At 69.2% G+C, this 16,944-nt stretch carries 15 protein-coding genes; 4 read left to right on the top strand and 11 right to left on the bottom strand.

Features of this window, described 5'->3' with window-relative positions; all coding sequences use genetic code 11:
• Positions 1-93: 93 nt before the first annotated feature.
• From AYO52_RS15300 to AYO52_RS15310, 3 genes are all read right to left on the bottom strand, one after another.
• Complete coding sequence (locus AYO52_RS15300) at positions 94-954, bottom strand: endonuclease domain-containing protein (RefSeq protein ID WP_067719511.1); 861 nt, start codon at positions 952-954, stop codon at positions 94-96.
• A 313-nt stretch (positions 955-1,267) separates the two neighbouring features.
• Positions 1,268-3,766, bottom strand: a complete 2,499-nt coding sequence (locus tag AYO52_RS15305) for a glycoside hydrolase family 65 protein (RefSeq protein WP_067719244.1) — start codon at positions 3,764-3,766, stop codon at positions 1,268-1,270.
• Positions 3,763-4,497 (bottom strand): HAD family phosphatase, encoded by a 735-nt coding sequence (locus tag AYO52_RS15310; protein ID WP_067719247.1) that lies wholly within the window; start codon positions 4,495-4,497, stop codon positions 3,763-3,765. Before AYO52_RS15310 ends, AYO52_RS15305 begins: the two co-directional genes overlap by 4 nt.
• 256 nt (positions 4,498-4,753) lie before the next feature.
• On the opposite strand from AYO52_RS15310, the gene AYO52_RS15315 reads away from it, so the two are divergent.
• Positions 4,754-5,536 carry a hypothetical protein gene (locus AYO52_RS15315; protein ID WP_067719249.1) on the top strand — a complete coding sequence of 261 codons (783 nt, stop codon included), beginning with the start codon at positions 4,754-4,756 and terminating at the stop codon, positions 5,534-5,536.
• 80 nt (positions 5,537-5,616) lie between these two features.
• On the opposite strand, the gene lpdA is transcribed toward AYO52_RS15315, so the two are convergent.
• Positions 5,617-7,008 (bottom strand): dihydrolipoyl dehydrogenase, encoded by a 1,392-nt coding sequence (gene lpdA / locus AYO52_RS15320; RefSeq protein ID WP_067719252.1) that lies wholly within the window; start codon positions 7,006-7,008, stop codon positions 5,617-5,619.
• Between the two features lie 123 nt (positions 7,009-7,131).
• Positions 7,132-7,287, bottom strand: coding sequence for a hypothetical protein (locus tag AYO52_RS18635; RefSeq protein ID WP_167492369.1), 156 nt, complete (start codon positions 7,285-7,287; stop codon positions 7,132-7,134).
• Positions 7,288-7,458: 171 nt separating this feature from the next.
• On the opposite strand from AYO52_RS18635, the gene AYO52_RS15325 reads away from it, so the two are divergent.
• Positions 7,459-9,657, top strand: coding sequence for a prolyl oligopeptidase family protein (locus AYO52_RS15325; protein WP_082924090.1), 2,199 nt, complete (start codon positions 7,459-7,461; stop codon positions 9,655-9,657).
• On the opposite strand, the gene AYO52_RS15330 is transcribed toward AYO52_RS15325, so the two are convergent.
• The 5 genes from AYO52_RS15330 to groL all read right to left on the bottom strand — a co-directional run bounded on the left by AYO52_RS15330 (position 9,617) and on the right by groL (position 14,669).
• Entirely contained in the window at positions 9,617-10,519 is a 903-nt protein-coding gene (locus tag AYO52_RS15330) for an alpha/beta fold hydrolase (protein WP_067719255.1), read from the bottom strand. The two genes, AYO52_RS15325 and AYO52_RS15330, sit on opposite strands and share 41 nt — an antisense overlap.
• 133 nt (positions 10,520-10,652) lie before the next feature.
• On the bottom strand, positions 10,653-11,774 hold the full coding sequence (locus AYO52_RS15335) for an alpha/beta hydrolase family protein (protein ID WP_067719258.1): 1,122 nt from the start codon (positions 11,772-11,774) through the stop codon (positions 10,653-10,655).
• A 369-nt stretch (positions 11,775-12,143) separates the two neighbouring features.
• Positions 12,144-12,317, bottom strand: coding sequence for a hypothetical protein (locus tag AYO52_RS18640; RefSeq protein WP_167492368.1), 174 nt, complete (start codon positions 12,315-12,317; stop codon positions 12,144-12,146).
• A 126-nt stretch (positions 12,318-12,443) separates the two neighbouring features.
• Positions 12,444-12,581, bottom strand: a complete 138-nt coding sequence (locus AYO52_RS18645; RefSeq protein ID WP_167492367.1) for a hypothetical protein — start codon at positions 12,579-12,581, stop codon at positions 12,444-12,446.
• Between the two features lie 465 nt (positions 12,582-13,046).
• On the bottom strand, positions 13,047-14,669 hold the full coding sequence (groL, locus tag AYO52_RS15340) for a chaperonin GroEL (protein ID WP_067719261.1): 1,623 nt from the start codon (positions 14,667-14,669) through the stop codon (positions 13,047-13,049).
• Between the two features lie 285 nt (positions 14,670-14,954).
• On the opposite strand from groL, the gene AYO52_RS15345 reads away from it, so the two are divergent.
• Together AYO52_RS15345 and AYO52_RS15350 are read left to right on the top strand one after the other, a co-directional pair.
• Positions 14,955-15,431, top strand: a complete 477-nt coding sequence (locus tag AYO52_RS15345) for an SRPBCC family protein (protein ID WP_067719264.1) — start codon at positions 14,955-14,957, stop codon at positions 15,429-15,431.
• Between the two features lie 7 nt (positions 15,432-15,438).
• On the top strand, positions 15,439-16,158 hold the full coding sequence (locus AYO52_RS15350) for a hypothetical protein (RefSeq protein WP_067719267.1): 720 nt from the start codon (positions 15,439-15,441) through the stop codon (positions 16,156-16,158).
• 25 nt (positions 16,159-16,183) lie between these two features.
• Here AYO52_RS15350 and AYO52_RS15355 read toward each other — a convergent pair whose 3' ends face one another.
• Positions 16,184-16,933 (bottom strand): hypothetical protein, encoded by a 750-nt coding sequence (locus tag AYO52_RS15355; protein WP_082924091.1) that lies wholly within the window; start codon positions 16,931-16,933, stop codon positions 16,184-16,186.
• Positions 16,934-16,944 lie beyond the last annotated feature (11 nt).

The raw sequence follows: 16,944 nt of genomic DNA on the forward strand, positions 1-16,944 counted from the left end.
ATGACCTACTGGCGGAACCTCTTACGCTGCCTTTTGCGCTTGGGCTGGCAGATTGCCCGGATTCACCCAGGGTGTGCTGGCTGAATGGACCATTCATGCAGCGAACCGACGAAGCCGATATGCCGCCTCGACTTGGTCGAGGATGTCGCCACGCTGGTGACGGAATAGGCGTCTGTCCACCACGATCACGATCCACCCCGCGGCCTGAAGCCGGTTTCTCCGCCGGCGGTCCTTCGACTGCTGGACGGGATCGTCGTGGTGGGGCCCGTCATACTCGACCGCGATCTTGTGCACGGGATCGGCGAGATCGAGGCGGTAGCCGAGTTCAGGAACCTCCACCTGCGGGATGAACTCGGTGAATCCGGCCGCCTTGAGGAGCAGACGGGTCTCCGTTTCTCGCGGTGACTCGGTCCGGGGATCTGCGTCCGCCAGAACCCGTCGGACCCGCGCAACTCCCCATACTCCAGCCATGTAGGCGACGGTTTCCTCCATTGCCGCCCGGGCGAGACCGCGCCGGTAGAACTTCTCCACCGCCAGCACGCCATCCACGTGCGAACTGAAACGGGCGATATCGAACACCGTCCACCGCAGTGTGGTCGCCGGGACGCCTCTGATGGTGGCGACCGCTCGGTCCGGTAACGGGTATCGCCTGAGCCTCAACCCCTCGCGGGCTCGACCGTGGCGTCCGATGGTCAGCTCGGGGACGACGTCTTCCGGCGGACTGACCCCGTGCAGGACCGCTGCCGACCACCCGGTTAACACCCCCTTCGGATACAACCGTGAATACGCGACCGACAGCGTCTCGAAGTCCCGGCCGATGTGGGCCGGAAGCCACAGCTCGTCGGCAATTTTCACGTAGTCCCGCTCTCGACGGCGCCGCGGGATGTGCGCGATCTCGTGGCTGAGCCGAGCGAGCTCCAGCACTGGGTGCGTGTTGTGATTGAACCCGGTCATGGCGGCGATCATGCCGCGCCGGGGCCTGCGGTCCGAGTCAAGACAGGCTGCGTTGTCCGCCACCTGTGGACAGAGCCGGCCTGTGGAAGAAACCGCCCCCGCTCACACGCGCAGCACAACCCCCGTCGAGTACGCCGCCCCTCGGCGGTGTGCTGCGAGAAAGGTCCACTCAAGCAGCACACCCCGGACGGATCCGGGCAATCGGCCAGCACAAGCCGACGAAGCAGGATCAGTCGGGGCGGGTGTGCTGGGGCTTCGCCCACCTATCGCCAGCCCAACCCCGACCCCGACCCCGCCGGAGTCGGGGCGCCGCTCAGCCGGCGTCGACGCAGGGCAGGCAGACGCGAGCCCGGGCATCGAGCTCCATCGACATCGTCCGCCCCGCCGGTACGGTCACCGGCTGGCCCTGGACCGAGCACGCGAAATCGGCGCCGTTGAGGTTCTCGATGGTGATCTCCATGTGCGTGCACCGCACCCGCACGTGCGTACCCCGCACCGTCAACCGGAAGGTCAGTCCCGTCCACTCCGCGGGCACCCGCGGGTCGAACGAGATCTCACCCCGGTAGTCGCGCATCCCGCCGAACCCGCTGACGAGGGCCGACCACACCCCGCCGGTGGAGGCCACGTGGATGCCGTCGGCGGCGTTGCCGTGCACGTCGGCCAGATCCACCACGAGCGCCTTGGAGAAGTGCTCGAAGGCCTCGTCGCAGTAGCCGATCTCGGCGGCGATGATCGACTGGACCACGGCCGACAACGTCGAGTCGCCGGTGGTCAACGGGTCGTAGTACTCGAAGTTCGCCCGCTTCTCCTCCTCGGTGAACTCGTCTCCGCGCAGGAACATCGCCAGCACCACGTCCGCCTGCTTGAGGACCTGGTGCCGGTAGATCACCAGCGGGTGGAAGTGCAGGAGCAGCGGGCGGCGGGGATCCTCGAGGTCCTGGTCCCACACCTCCTTCGCGAGGAAGTCCTGGTCCTGAGGATGGACCTTCAGATCCTCGTCGAACGCGATCACCATGTTCTCGGCGGCACGCCGCCACTCGCTGGTCTCGTCGTCGCGCAGCTTGAGCCGCCGGCAGACGGCCTCCCACTGGCCGTCACCCAACGCCGCGATCCGCTTGCAGGCGATCGCGGCGGCCACGAGGTTGAACCGGGCCATGGCGTTGGTGAACAGGTTGTTGTCCACGACGGTCGTGTACTCGTCCGGCCCGGTCACGCCGTGGATGTGGAACATGCCGTCGCCGTCGAAGAAACCGAGCGAGACCCACATCCGCGCGGTCTCGACCAGCACGTCCACGCCCTCGCGGATCATGAAGTCCTGGTCCTCGGTGGCCCACATGTACTTGACCATGGCGTGCGCGATGTCGGCGTTGATGTGGTACTGGGCGGTGCCGGCCTCGTAGTAGGCCGACGCCTCCTCACCGTTGATGGTCCGCCACGGGTAGAGGGCGCCGTTCACGGAGAGGTATTTGGCCCGGTTCCGCGCCTTGTCGAGCATGTTGTAACGGAAGCGCAGGGCGTTACGCGCGAACCGCGGCATGGTGTACGTCAGGAACGGCAGGACGTACGTCTCGGTGTCCCAGAAGTAGTGGCCGGAGTAGCCACTACCGGTGACGCCCTTGGCGGCGATGCCGTTGTACTCGGCCCGTGCCGAGGCCTGGGCCAGCTGGAAGAGGTTGAACCGGATGGCCTGCTGCGTCTCCGCGGGGCCCTCCACCTCGACGTCGGCACGATCCCAGAAGTGGTCGTACCAGTCCCGCTGGGTGCGGTGCAGGTCCTCGACCCCGCGCACGCGGGCCCGTCCCAGGGTGCGCGAGCACCGGTCCGCCAGCTCGCTCGCGGGAACCACCTCGGAGGTGTGGTACGCGGCCAGTTTGGTCAGCTTGAGTACCCGTCCCGGCGTGACGTGGGCGTGGTAGACGATCTTCGAGGAGTCGTCGTCGATCTCGTGGCTCATGGCCACGTCGTCCTCGGTCTCGAGCAGGTGGTCCACGGCGACGGCGATCGTCATGCCCGAGTTGGTGCACCGGTACCCGTGCACGTGGTACCCGCCCTGGTCCTCGGTGACCTGGGGCTCGAGCACCCGGTGCTCGAGTCCCTCGGCGCGGCGGGGGTCGAAGCCCTCTGCCGGGGCGCCGTCGTCCGCGGCGGAGCTGTATTCGTCCTCGCCGTCCTGCCGATTGAGGACCTGCGAGGAGATCACCACGGGGGCGGGCTCGTCCGGGAGCTCGATCTCGTACGTCATCACCGCGAGGTGCTTCTCCACCATCGACACCATCCGGCTGGTGCGGATGACGACCTTCTTCCCGGCGGGGGTGCGCCACACGATCTCCCGAAGCAGCACCCCGTCCCGGAAGTCGATGCTGCGCTCGTAGTGTTCGAGGTCGGCCACGGATAGCCGGAGCGGTTCGTCGTCGACGTAGATGCGGATGGTCTTGGTGTCGGGGGCCTGGATCATCGTCTGGCCCTCGCGGGCGAGCCCGTAGGCGTCCTCGGCGTGCTGGATGTGCCACGTCTCGTGGAAGCCGTTGACGAAGGTGCCGTGCTGGGCGGAGTCGCGCCCCTCCTCCGGGTTGCCACGCATGCCCAGGTAGCCGTTCGCCACCGCGAACTGCGTCTCGGACACCCCGAGCGGCGACGCGTTCGGACGGGTCTCGACCCAACGCCACGGGTCGGCGGGGTGGGTGGAGCGGTTGATCTCGGGGACCTCGAGGTGGCTCCGGAGGTTCACGCCGTAGGTGGTGCGGATGTTGCCGGGCACGGACTCGCCGACGGTGTCGTGGACCGGTCCTCGGGAGAAGGGGATACGGGTCACCGGTTCGCCTCCGTCAGTCCGGGGATGAGCTCGGCCAGGTCGACGACGACGAGGTCGGCGCCCTCCGCGAGCAGGGTCTCACGCCCGGCTCCGCGGTCCACACCGACCACGCGCGCGAACCCGCCGGCGGCGCCGGCCTGCACGCCGGAGACGGCGTCCTCGATCACCACGCAGCGGTCCGCGGGTACACCGAGCAGCTCGGCGCCCCGCAGGTACGTGTCGGGGCGGGGCTTGCCGGGGATCCCCTCGGCGGCGGCGACCAGCCCGTCGACGATCACCTCGAACCGGTCCCGCAGTCCGGCCGCGGTGAGCACGGCCTCGGCGTTCTTGGAACTGGAGACCACGCAGGAGGCGATGCCGGCGGCGTCGAGGGCGTCGAGGTAGGCCACCGACCCGGGGTAGGCCTCGATGCCCTCGTCGAGCAGCTCACGGAAGATCACGTTCTTGCGCAGACCGAGCCCGTGGATCGTGTCCGCGTCGGGACCGGCCTCGTCGTCGTCGTCGCCCTCGGGCAGGGTGAGGCCCCGCGCGGCGAGCATCGACGCGATGCCCTCGACCCGCGGCTTGCCGTCTATGTAGCGGAAGTAGTCCTCATCCGAGTACGGGTCGATCCCCCGGGCGTCGAAGTAGGTGGTGAACATCCGATTCCACGCCTGCATGTGCTTCTCGGCCGTCGGGGTGATGACCCCGTCGAGGTCGAAGAGCACGGCGTCCACACCGTCATGGTCCATAGCGTTGTCCTATTTCCGGGTCGGTTTGACGGGTCGGGGTGTTCGTCCGGGTGCCGATCGAGCTCGTCCGGCGACGGACCAAGGCTAGTCCCACCCGGCGATTTCCACTGCTTCCCCCCGCCCGGGCGCCGCCCCCGACTTCGGGCCCCCGGGGCGGTCGGCGTCGATCACCGGGCGGCGGCGCGCGCGGCCTTGATGCACAGAACCGACGGGCCCGGTGGCACTATGAGGGGTAACCGAATGACAAAGGAGAGAGATGCGCCTCCGCACCAGCACCCCCCGCCGCGTCGCGATCGCCGGTCTCGCGCTGGCCACCGCGGCTGCTCTCACGGCCTGTTCGTCGGACGAGGAGAACCCCCGGGGCGGCGAGCCCGCGAGCGAGACCCAGACCTCGGAGACCGCGGCGCAGTCCGCCCCGCAGGCGCCCGTGGAGGAACTCGTCCTGGCGGAGGGCGAGGCGCCCGGTGGTGGCGTCGTCCAGGTCGTCGACCGTCAGCTGCTGCAGGAGGCGGTGGACAAGCTCGTCGCCGACCAGGGCCGCCAGCTCATGGAGGACCCGGCGTGCGACAAGGTCTCGCGCCTGGAGACCGTCTCCAACCACGCCACCACCGATGGGGTGACCGCCGCCGTCCGCTACAAGCAGTCGGAGGAGGACGAGACCGAGCACCGCTTCGGCATCGGCATGGTGGGCGAGCGGCTCGACGAGTTCATGGACCGCTCCCTCTACGAGGCGTGCACCACCTCGCGCAGCGCCGCCAACCCGAACGTCGAGCTGAAGATGACGGTCGCCGACGCCCCAGCCATCGACGGCACCGAGGGCTTCCGGGTCACCAGCGACTTCATCACGACGCAGCCGGACGGCACGCGCGCACTGAGCCGGGCCATCGCCATCCACGGCTTCGCCCGCGACACCACCGTGAGTGTCGAGTACGCGGCCCGCGGTGACGACCCGGCGGCGGACCCCGTCCTGCCGACCGCGGCCGGCGCCCTGGACGCGATCTACGTCGCGCAGATGGAGAAGATCCTCAACGCCGAGTAGTCGCCCGGCACACCGCGGCGGGCCCCCGTCGGGTGGCCCCCCGACGCCGGCGGACCCGGTGCCGGGCCCGCCGCAGGCTGTCAGAGGTTGATCATGTGGCCGCCGACGCCCTCGACGGCCTCCTTCATGGCCTCGGACAGGGTCGGGTGCGTGTGCACGTTGCGGGCGATGTCCTCGGCGGTGAGGTCCCACATCTGCGCCAGGGTCAGCTCGGGCAGCAGTTCGGAGACGTCGGGGCCGATGAGGTGGGCGCCCAGCAGCTCGCCGTGCGTGCCATCGGCGACGACCTTGACGAACCCGGTCGCGTGACCGAGCCCGTGGGCCTTGCCGTTGGCCGAGAACGGGAACTTGCCGACCTTGACGTCGTAGCCCTCGTCCTTCGCCTGGGCCTCGGTCAGCCCGAACGAGGCGACCTGCGGCTGGCAGAAGGTGGCGCGCGGCATCATGCGGTAGTCGCCCAGCGCCTGGGTCTCGGCGCCGGCCATGGTCTCGGCCGCCACCACGCCCTGGGCCTCGGCGACGTGCGCCAGCTGCAGCTTGGCGGTGACGTCGCCGAGCGCGTAGATGCCGTCGACGTTGGTCCGCATGTTGTCGTCGATGTCGATCGCGCCGCGGTCGGTCAGCTCGACGCCGGTGTTCTCCAGCCCGTAGCCCTCGACCCGCGGGGCGAACCCGACGGCCATGAGCACCTTGTCGACGGTGACGATCCGGGTGTCCTCACCGTCCTTGGACTCGATCTCCACCTCGACCGAATCGCCGTTGTCGCTGATCGAGGTGGTCTTGTGGCCGGTGAGGAGCGTGATGCCGAGCTTCTTGTAGTGCTTGGCGATCTCCTTGGAGACCTCCTCGTCCTCGTTCGGCAGCAGCCGATCCATGAACTCGACGATCGTGACGTCGACGCCGTAGGCGTTCATCACGTACGCGAACTCCATGCCGATCGCCCCCGCGCCGACGACGACGATCGAGTCGGGCAGGTCGCGCGTGAGGATCTGTTCCTCGTAGCCCACCACGTTCTCGCTGAACTCGATCCCGGAAAGCGTCTTGACCACGGAACCGGTCGCGATGATGCAGTTGTCGAAGGTGTACTCCGTGCCGTCGACCTCGATCGTCTTGGCGTCGGTGAACTTCCCGAAGCCGTCGATCTCCGTGATCTTGTTCTTCTTCATGAGGAAGTGGACGCCCTTGACGATGCTGTCCGAGACCTTACGGCTGCGGTCGAACGCGGCGCCGAAGTCGAAGCTCACGTCCCCGGAGATACCGAACAGCTTGCCGTCGCGCTGGACGGTGTTGGCCAGCTCCGCGTTGCGCAGGAGGGCCTTGGAGGGGATACATCCGACGTTGAGGCATACGCCGCCCCAGTACTTCTCCTCGACGACGGCCACCTTGAGGCCGAGCTGCGAGGCGCGGATGGCGGCGACGTAGCCACCGGGGCCCGCGCCGAGGACGATGAGATCGTAATGAGTGTCAGCCACGCCACTCAGGGTAGCGCTCCCGGCGGCACCGGAACGGCGGAGCTGGCCGGAACTGCACCCGAAATGACCGACGCCGCCCCCTCCATGTGGAGAAGGCGGCGCGACCGCTCGCGTGAGCGAGGATCAGGACAGGTTGCCCAGGACCGACTTGAGGGCGGTGGCGACCAGCTCGCCGATGGTCTCGGCGATCGTGTCGGTGATGTTGCCGGTGGCGTTGCCGCCGCTGAGGGAGCCGGACTCGCCGGAACCGGCGCTGAGGAGGTCGGTGATGGAACCCATTGTGTGTATCTCCGTTCATTGAAATGCACTCCCGCGTTGATCGGGAATGGCCGGGTCAGTCGGCCCGCGGCTACGGAAGATGCTACTGACCTCACGAACGCGTAACAAGAGCCTGTGAACATCCGAGGTGGGTTTCGATCTGTTCGCTTGATCACGTGCATCATCGAGGGCATGACCGGCACCACGATCTTCGACCCGTTCCTCCACCTCGAGGCCGTCGACTCCCCCGAGGCGCTCGGATGGGTGCGTGAGCGCAGCGACCGGACGGTCGCAGATCTCGCCACCGGCGATCATGCCGAAGCCGCGCATTCCCGCGCCCTGGAGATCCTCGACGCCACCGACCGGATCGCGTGGCCGGTCCTGCGCGGCCGGTACGCCTACACGCTGTGGAAGGACTGTGACCACCCCCGCGGGCTGTGGCGCCGGGTGCCGTGGACCGTGCTGGCCGACGGGGCGCCGGGGGTCGACCACCCGGCCTGGGAGACGCTCGTGGACGTCGGGGCCCTCGCCGACGAGGAGGGCGTCAACTGGGTGTACTCCGGCACGGTCGTGCGTCGTCCCGTCGACGACCGGGCGCTCCTGCGGTTGTCCCGCGGGGGCGCGGACGCCGTGGAGGTCCGGGAGTTCGATCTGACCGAGCGCCGCTTCGTCACCGCCGGGGAGGGGGCGTTCCACCTGCCCGAGGCCAAGTGCTCGGTGTCCTGGGTGGACCGCGACACCGTGCTCCTCACCGCGCCGCTGGACCCGGGCGGCTCCGACGCCACCGACTCGGGGTACGCGCGTGTGGTGCGGCTCTGGCGTCGCGGGACCGATCCCGCCCAGGCCCCGGTGATCTTCGAGGGCCGCACCGACGACGTCGCGGTGGGCGCCTCGCACGACCCCGTCACCGGGCGGTTCCTGGCCAGCCGGGCGCCCGACTTCCACACCTCGCAGGAGGTGTTCTGGACCCCGGGCACCGACCCCGCCTCCACCACCCCACTCGCGGTGCCCGTGCCCGAGGACTGTGACGTCACCTCGTGCGGCGACTGGCTCATGCTGCGCCCCCGCACCGATCTGGAGATCGCCGGCCGCTCCCACCCCGGCGGGTCGGTGCTCGTGGTGCCGTGGGCCGCCGTCGACGCCGAGCCGGGTCGGCTGCCGGAGCCCGTCGTGCTGTTCTCCCCCACCCCGTCCACGACCGTGGAGGACGTCACCTGGGGCCGCGGCCGGATCCTGCTCACCGTCCTCGACGACACCGAGTCGCGGATCGACGCGTTCTCCCTCCCCGACACCGCCGACGGCGAGTGGTCCCCGTTGCCCGTCGAGGGCCTGCCGGAGCACGTCTCGGTCGACGTGCTGTCCTGCGACCGGCTCTCCGGGATGGACGACGACCCGGTATCAGGAGCCGCACCCAGCTCAACCGCACCCAGCTCAACCGCACCCACCCAGGCGGGCGAGCGCCCACACCCCGACGACGCGGTGCTCGCGGTCTCCGGGCCGGTCGTCCCGCCGTCGCTGGTCCTGCTCCGGGCGGACGGCAGCACCACCACCCTCGGCTCGACGCCCCACCGGTTCGACTCCTCCGGGATCGAGGTCACCCGTCACACCACCGTGAGTGACGACGGCACCGAGGTGCCCTACACGGTCATGCGCGGGCCGGGCCCCGCCGGACCACGCCCGACCATCCTCTACGGCTACGGCGGGTTCGAGGTGTCCATGCGCCCCGCCTACGCCGCCCTGCGCGGCGCGCTCTGGCTCGAGGAGGGCGGGGTGTACGTCGTGGCGGGGATCCGCGGCGGCGGTGAGTACGGGCCGTCGTGGCACCGCGCCGCCGTACGGGAGAAGCGTCCCCGGGCGTTCGAGGACTTCGCGTCCGTGGCCCGCGCCCTCGTCGAGGAGGGCGTGACGACCCGCGATCAGCTCGGGGCGACCGGCGGGTCCAACGGCGGCCTGCTCATGGGCGTCATGCTCACCCGCTATCCGGAGCTCTTCGGTGCCCTCGCGATCGCCGTGCCCCTGCTGGACATGAAGCGCTACCACCTGCTCCTGGCCGGAGCGTCGTGGATGGCCGAGTACGGGGACCCGGACACCGCCGACTGGGACGACTTCCTGGGTGCCTACTCCCCCTACCAGCACATCCGGCCCGCCTCGGAGGTCCGCTACCCGCCGGTCCTCATGACCACCTCGACCCGGGACGATCGCGTCCATCCGGGCCACGCCCGCAAGATGACCGCCGCCCTGGAGGACGCGGGACACGAGGTCCAGTACTACGAGAACATCGAGGGCGGGCACGCCGGCGCCGCCGACAACTCCCAGGAGGCCCGGAAGGCGGTCCTCACGTACGAGTTCTTCAGGCGTCGACTACCTCGTCGTCGTCCCCACCAGGGGTGACGGCACCCAGCTCGCGGTCGATCCACGACAGCACCCGGGCGACCACCTCGGCGGGGCGGCGGGCCCACGCGTTGTGGCCCAGCGCCTCCGGCTCCAGCTCCAGCGTCGTCCGCGCCGAGGGAAGCATGGCCAAGAGGTTCCGCGCCGCGCCGGCCGGGGCCAGAGGGTCGTCGGCGATCGCCACCGCCAGCGCCGGCACGGTGACGCGCGCGAGGCCCGCCGGGTAGTCGAGGTCCGCCCGTGCCGGCTGCATGACGCCGCGTCCGGCGAGCCTGGACCAGTCGCGGACGCGGTCGGCCGGGATCCTCCCCTGTGCGCCGAAGAACTGGCCCGGCACGTGCCCGGACAGCCAGGCCAGCGTCGGGAGGATGACCGACGCGGCGCGCAGCTTGTGCCCGAAGGAGCCCGGGAACCCCCGGTGGAACGGCGACTGGGCGGCCACGGCGACCAGGCCCACGACCCGCGGGTCGTGGCGGGCGAGGTGGTAGACGCCGATCTGCGCGCCCATACTGTGGCCGAGCAGCACGACGGGCCGGGTGCCGAGACGCTGCTCCATCGCGTCCAACGCGAGCGGGACGTCCTCGGCGGCGCTCTCGTGGTAGCCGGCCGGGCCGCTGCGACGCCCGATGCGGTAGGTGCTCTCACCCTGACCGCGGAGCTCGGTGATCGCGACGTCGACGCCCTCGGCCGCCAACACGCGGGCGAGGGGGAGGTAGTACCGAGCGCCGACGGCGATGCCCGGCAGCACCAGGACCGCCGGCCGGGTCTCGTCCCGCCGAGCCGTCTCGACGATCAGCAACGGACTCGTGCTGCCGTCCGAGTGCTGCAGCTCCACCCGCTGCGGGTCCTCCATTGTGGTCATCTGTACAGGATGCCGGACTACGCTCCGGTCTGCGCGGTCACCCCCGGGTACGACGAACCCCGCACCACCGGTCGTCGGTGGTGCGGGGTTCGTGGCGCCCCGGGCGGTGTGTACGACGCCCTGCCCTACAGGATCAGATCGCGCCGTAACGAGCGCCCATGGCCTCGGCCATCATCGGCCAGGACTGCTTGAGGTCATCCTCCCAGTAGCCCCACGAGTGCGTGCCGTTGGGCGCGAAGTCGAAGTGGGCCGGGATGCCGAGCTCGCCGAAACGGCGGGCGAGGTTGGCCGTGCAGTACTGGGTGGCCGCCTCGATGACGCCGCCGACGATCGCCTGGTTGGCCAGCGCCGGGATGCTGTTGCGCAGACGCCAGTTCTCGAGCGACTCGTGCGGCCCGGGCAGGCCGTTGCCGGTCGAGATGAACATCGCGGGGAGCTGGTTGTTCTTCATCTGCTCCTGGAAGCGGAAGGCACCCCAGACCGGGTCGTTGTCGAACCAGTTGTTGGTTCCCGTGCGGGGCTCGCCCGGGAAGGGGCCCCACATGTTGTCGAGGTTCGCACCGCCGCGCATGCCGGTGACGATGTTGATGAACTCATGACCGATCGGGGTGGACGTCTCGGCACAACCCGAGTACGAGCCGATTGCCTGGAACCTGCCAGGGTGCTTCTGTGCGATGGTCAGGACCGAAGTGGCGGTCATGGAGATCGCCGCGAGTCCACGCTTTCGACCCTCGTAGTTGCCGCCGTAGCGGCCCTCGAAGAGGTTCGGGAGCTCCTCGGCGAGGTAGGTCTCGAACGCCATCGGGCGATTCGTCTCGCGGGCGAAGCGGGTCTGGACGTTGGGATCGTGACGCTGCCAGTCCGTGTAGTAGGAGAAGGCGCCGCCGATCGGGGTGACGGTCCACGCGTCCTTGTCGGACATGAACTTCTTGACGTCGGACTGCGCCTGCCAGGTGGCCGAGTCCTCGCCGCCGCCGGCGCCGTTGATCAGGTACAGCACCGGGGCCCCGGCGTTGCCGTCACGCGGCGGCTGGACGATGTTGGGGACCTCGATCGCCATCTTGTCCGACCACACCGAGACGATCTTGCGGCCGTCGGGCAGCTCGGTCTCGACGACCTTGTTCGCGGCCGTGGCCTTGGTGTACTGGATGCTTCCGCCCTGGGCCTGGGCCGTGCCCGTGGCGACGACGGGGACCATGGCCGCAGCGAGGGCCGCTGTCGCGACCTTCGTGCCGAACCGCTTCACTGAACGCATATTTCGACGCCTTACATTCTCGTTGTTCACAGACGGACCCGGGCATTCCTGCGGGAACGCTAACCCGATTCCCAGTAGTCACACAAGTCCCACCAGACACAGTAGTACCATAGTTGCGTCCGCAGGTCGTGCGTATTGCATCCGCGGGGCACGCTCCGAGGCTCCCACAGTCAGGTGAACGGAGGGAAACCACGGAGCCGGCCGGTGCGGCTCACGTCAACATTATCGGCGCTATCGGACCTCGCGTTACCGATATGAAGAAATTCCGATACACCCCTCGCTGCGAGGGTGCGCGCGCCACACCGGACGCGACACGAGACAAGGGCCCCGGGCATAGCCCGGAGCCCTTGTCTCGATCAGTGGTACTACTCAGGCCATGAAACCGGCGTCGAAGGCCGCCTGCAGGTCGCCACCGGCGAAGTAACCGGCGGCGCCGACGAAGTCGCTGACCCAGCCGATCAGGTCCGACAGGACGCCGAAGGTGCCGTCCTCGCCGATGATGCGGCCCAGGCTACCGTCGGCACCGAAAGCATCGATTCCCATAATTTTCTCCTTGACGTGAGTGGTGAGTGCAGGGTCTCCGGCACTCGAGTGAACTGCGGGGGGGTGACCAATTCCAGGCTCGCGGTCGAGGTGGGGGCCGGAACAGGCCCCACAAACGAGCAGCGGCTATTCGGAGGCTTCGCCGAGGCTGCCCAGTACGGTGTCGAGGCCGTCACCGGCAAGCGAGCCAGCGAAGCCCATGACGCCCGAGAGGACGTCGTCGATCGCGCCGAGAAGATCGCCGATGGCGCTGAAGTCAGGCATGTGTTTCTCCCTTGAAAGTTGTGCCCCGGCTTCTGGGGCCAGACTCAGCGTAATCTGAGTAGACCCAAAGTCAATCGTGACCTAGGTCACCACGTCGGCCGCGTGACGCAGATTTAACTTAACACGCCCTCCGTGACTCAGATCACTAGATGCAAGGAGATCCTAGCATCACGATCTGCCTGCGCAAAGGTCAATGAACCATCGACTTAATCGGCTGCGTTAGCCTTCCCTCACGAACTGCAAGAGTTATCGATACGGTCTCGTAACCTCCGGGTCGATAAACCTTCATCTAGACAAGCGCCTATTAGACCCGAAAGCGGCCCGCACGATCAGGATCGCACCGGGAAGAACACGATGTGTTCCCGGAGCGAGCGGCGTGCGGGCAGCCCGATGAGGCACGGAAATAGGCCGTGGCCCGCACCGGAGATCCGGTGCGGGCCCGGCCGCGTGCTGGGATGGGCTACATCAGAAGCCCATGCCGCCCATCTCGTCGCCACCCGGCATGGCGGGCGCGGCGGGCTCGGGCTTGTCGGCCACGACGGCCTCGGTGGTGAGGAACAGCGCGGCGATCGACGCGGCGTTCTGCAGCGCCGAACGGGTCACCTTGACCGGGTCGTTGATGCCGGCCTCGAGGAGATCCTGGTACTCGCCGGTGGCGGCGTTCAGGCCCTCGGCGCCCGGCAGGTTGCGGACCTTCTCGGCCACGACGCCCGGCTCGAGGCCGGCGTTGTGGGCGATCTGCTTGAGCGGGGCGCTGAGCGCGAACTTGACGATGTTCGCGCCGGTGGCCTCCTCGCCCTCGAGGGACAGACCATCGATGGCGACCTCGGACTTGACCAGGGCGACGCCGCCGCCGGCGACGATGCCCTCCTCGACGGCCGCCTTGGCGTTGCGCACGGCGTCCTCGATGCGGTGCTTGCGCTCCTTGAGCTCGACCTCGGTGGCCGCGCCCGCCTTGATGACGGCGACGCCGCCGGCGAGCTTGGCGAGGCGCTCCTGGAGCTTCTCGCGGTCGTAGTCGGAGTCCGAGTTCTCGATCTCGGCGCGGATCTGGTTGACCCGGCCCTCGATCTGACCCTGGTCTCCGGCACCCTCGACGATGGTGGTCTCGTCCTTGGTCACGACGACCTTGCGGGCCTTGCCGAGCATGGAGATGTCGGCGGTCTCGAGCGAGAGGCCGACCTCCTCGGAGATGACCTGGCCACCGGTGAGGATGGCGATGTCCTGCAGCATGGCCTTGCGGCGGTCACCGAAGCCCGGGGCCTTGACGGCGACGGACTTGAAGGTGCCGCGGATCTTGTTCACGACCAGGGTCGACAGGGCCTCGCCCTCGACGTCCTCGGCGATGATGAGCAGCGACTTGTTCTCGCCGATGACCTTCTCCAGCAGCGGGAGCAGGTCCTTGACGGTGGAGACCTTGCCGGAGACCAGCAGGACGTACGGATCCTCCATGACCGCCTCCTGGCGCTCCGGATCCGTCTGGAAGTACTGCGAGATGTAGCCCTTGTCGAAGCGCATGCCCTCGGTGAGCTCGAGATCCAGACCGAAGGTCTGGGACTCCTCGACCGTGATCACGCCCTCCTTGCCGACCTTGTCCATGGCCTGGGCGATGAGCTCGCCGATGGCCGGGTCGCCGGCGGAGATCCCCGCGGTGGCGGCGATCTGCTCCTTGGTCTCGATCTCCGTGGCGGAGTCGATCAGGTGCTTGGTGACGGCCTCGACGGCCTTCTCGATGCCGCGCTTGATGCCCATGGGGTTGGCACCGGCGGCGACGTTGCGCAGGCCCTCGCGCACGAGCGCCTGGGCGAGAACGGTGGCGGTGGTGGTTCCGTCGCCGGCGACGTCGTCGGTCTTCTTGGCGACCTCCTTGACCAGCTCGGCGCCGATCTTCTCGTACGGCTCCTCGAGCTCGATCTCCTTGGCGATGGAGACGCCGTCGTTGGTGATCGTGGGGGCGCCCCACTTCTTCTCCAGCACGACGTTGCGGCCCTTGGGGCCGAGCGTGACCTTGACGGCGTCGGCGAGCTGGTTGAGACCGCTCTCCAGGCCGCGCCGGGCCTCTTCGTCGAACGCGATCATCTTTGCCATGGGGTGAATCATCCTCCGGGTATGGGGTGACACGCGTGTGGTCAGCGTCGGTGCCCGCGACGGACGGTGCGGACCGTGTCGGATCCGCGCCTCACCTTGCGACCTCGGTTCTCAGATCTTGCTGGCACTCAGGGTAGCCGAGTGCCAATCGCTTTTCTAGCACTCGCCCCCGACGAGTGCAAAGGCCCGGACGACTGATTCGCGCTCGGCGAACGACCCTCATGTCGTCCGGTCCTGCCCTACCATCGAGACGCCGTCCCACCCGTTCGCCCGAAAGGCTCGTCAATGCCCACCGAACCCGCCGCAGCAGGCGCCATCGAGAGCTCCATCGAGATCGACGCCCCGCCGGCCCGGGTCTGGGAGGTCATCTCCGAGGTCCGCAACGCCACCCAATGGAGCAGCCAGGCCTGGAAGATCTTCCCCCTCGGCGGCCGCACCGCCAAGGGCACGTGGGCACTGAACCTCAACAAGCGTGGGCCGCTCCTGTGGCCCACGACCAGCCGTGTGGTGGAGTTCGAGCCCGGCCGCCGGTTCGCGAACCGCATCACCGAGAACACCACCGTCTGGGTCTTCGACCTCGAGCCGACCCCCGCCGGCGGCACGCTCCTCACCGAGCGCAGGGAGGTCCCGGACGGGCTGACCTTCATCTCCCGATTCCTCACCGACAAGGTGTTCGGAGGACAGAAGTCGTTCACCAGCGAGCTGGACCGGGGCGTGTCCACCTCCCTGCAGCGGATCAAGGCGCTCGCCGAGCGGAGCTGAGGCCGGGATGGCCCGGGCCGCCGCGGCCCTCATCGCGGGCTCGCTCGTCGCGTCGCTCTCCGGCTGCGCCCTGTGGTCGGGCGGCGGCGACGACACCGACGAGCCCACCCGTGAGCAGCCCGGGCCCACCCTGGCCGCCGGCCCCCCGCCGGCGGACTGGCAGGACGTCCGCAGCCCCACCGGGCTCGTGTACTCGGTTCCGCCGGGGTGGGAGGTCGGGGACCCGTCCGGGGTCGACGACGACGCCGGCGACCCCGGATCGGACTGGGGATCGGGCTACGTCACCACCGCCAACGCCATCGCTGACCGTGGATACTGCCGGCTCGGGGGCCTGAGCTTCCGGACCCTGGTCGGCATCAGCGCGACGGCACTGCCGGGCGAGGCGCGTGAACAAGCCGAATCGGCGTCCCGGGCCATGGCGGACTCGATCGACCGACGGTTCACCCAGGCCGGTGCCGACGTCCCCGTGCCCGATGCCCGCAGCATCGGGGTCTCGGGGGTGCCCGCCTGGTACGTCTCGCTGCGCGGCGAGGTGCGTCCCCCGCGCAACGAGTGCACCCCGCCGACCATCCGCTTCGACACCATCGCGGTGTCCACGCGGGGCCCGGACGGCGCGCCGGCCTCACTGGTGTTCGTGCTCATGTCCGACGAGGGCGAGGCCGGCGTGCAGCCCACGGAGACGATCGACGCCGTGGTGGCGTCCCTGCGCTACGACATCTCGGTGTGACGCCACCCGGGCGCGGCCACCCGGTTCAGGCCGCGGTGGCGGAGTCTCGTCCGCCCGTCGCGGGATCGCCCCCGGCGGACGGTGCGATCACCTCGTCCGTCCGCGCGTCACGCGGCAAAAACTCCGCCCACCCCTGGTCGCAGCGGGCCCACGCCCAGCCGGCGTCCGCCGCGGCGTCGGCCGCGTCGACCGGGACGGTCCGTCGGCACACGGGGACGTCCGGCCCGTCCTTCGCCTGGATGAGCAGGCAGTCGCCAGACCGCTCGAAGCGGAAGCAGCGTTCGCCGTCGACCTCGAGCTCCAACCGGTCGCCGTCGATCAGGAGCTTGCCGATCAGCTGGCCCAGGAGTTCACGGGTGACCCACGGCAGCGTGCCGCGGGGTCGACCGCGCACCGCGTGGTCGGCGATCCCCGCGCCCACCATGGTGGGCCGACGGTGGACGTCGACATCAATGCGCTCGCGCGGGTCGGCCACCAGGCCCAGCTCGGGCGAGGTCACGCGGAGCTGGCGCGAGGCGGCGTACCGCATGACGGCGTTGACCACGAGTGGGCGGGTGATCACCTCGGGCCGGATGACCACGCCCACGCCGTCGATCTCCGGGCGCGAGCACAGAGCGCCGGTCTCGCCGATCGCCTCGGCCTCCGGGAACCGCTCCGACACCTCGTCGCACAGCGCCTCGAGGTCCGCCCGCACGCGTGCGGGCAACTCGTCGACGGAGGTGAACTCGCGGAGCTCCTTCTCAGCAGGGGTGACGACGATCACAAAGCTACTCATGTGCACACCAT

It is taken from the genome of Dietzia sp. 111N12-1 (genome assembly GCF_001658045.1).
Classification (GTDB): Bacteria; Actinomycetota; Actinomycetes; order Mycobacteriales; family Mycobacteriaceae; genus Dietzia; species Dietzia kunjamensis.

Excerpts from the sequence above, each read along its gene's own strand:
- AYO52_RS18640 (WP_167492368.1), bottom strand. The coding sequence starts at position 12,317 with ATGGGAATCGATGCTTTCGGTGCCGACGGTAGCCTGGGCCGCATCATC.
- AYO52_RS15325 (WP_082924090.1), top strand. The coding sequence starts at position 7,459 with ATGACCGGCACCACGATCTTCGACCCGTTCCTCCACCTCGAGGCCGTC.
- AYO52_RS15315 (WP_067719249.1), top strand. The coding sequence starts at position 4,754 with ATGCGCCTCCGCACCAGCACCCCCCGCCGCGTCGCGATCGCCGGTCTC.
- AYO52_RS18645 (WP_167492367.1), bottom strand. The coding sequence starts at position 12,581 with ATGCCTGACTTCAGCGCCATCGGCGATCTTCTCGGCGCGATCGACGAC.
- AYO52_RS15310 (WP_067719247.1), bottom strand. The coding sequence starts at position 4,497 with ATGGACCATGACGGTGTGGACGCCGTGCTCTTCGACCTCGACGGGGTC.
- AYO52_RS15330 (WP_067719255.1), bottom strand. The coding sequence starts at position 10,519 with ATGACCACAATGGAGGACCCGCAGCGGGTGGAGCTGCAGCACTCGGAC.
- AYO52_RS15350 (WP_067719267.1), top strand. The coding sequence starts at position 15,439 with ATGGCCCGGGCCGCCGCGGCCCTCATCGCGGGCTCGCTCGTCGCGTCG.
- groL (WP_067719261.1), bottom strand. The coding sequence starts at position 14,669 with ATGGCAAAGATGATCGCGTTCGACGAAGAGGCCCGGCGCGGCCTGGAG.
- AYO52_RS15335 (WP_067719258.1), bottom strand. The coding sequence starts at position 11,774 with ATGCGTTCAGTGAAGCGGTTCGGCACGAAGGTCGCGACAGCGGCCCTC.
- AYO52_RS15355 (WP_082924091.1), bottom strand. The coding sequence starts at position 16,933 with ATGAGTAGCTTTGTGATCGTCGTCACCCCTGCTGAGAAGGAGCTCCGC.
- AYO52_RS15300 (WP_067719511.1), bottom strand. The coding sequence starts at position 954 with ATGACCGGGTTCAATCACAACACGCACCCAGTGCTGGAGCTCGCTCGG.
- AYO52_RS15345 (WP_067719264.1), top strand. The coding sequence starts at position 14,955 with ATGCCCACCGAACCCGCCGCAGCAGGCGCCATCGAGAGCTCCATCGAG.
- AYO52_RS18635 (WP_167492369.1), bottom strand. The coding sequence starts at position 7,287 with ATGGGTTCCATCACCGACCTCCTCAGCGCCGGTTCCGGCGAGTCCGGC.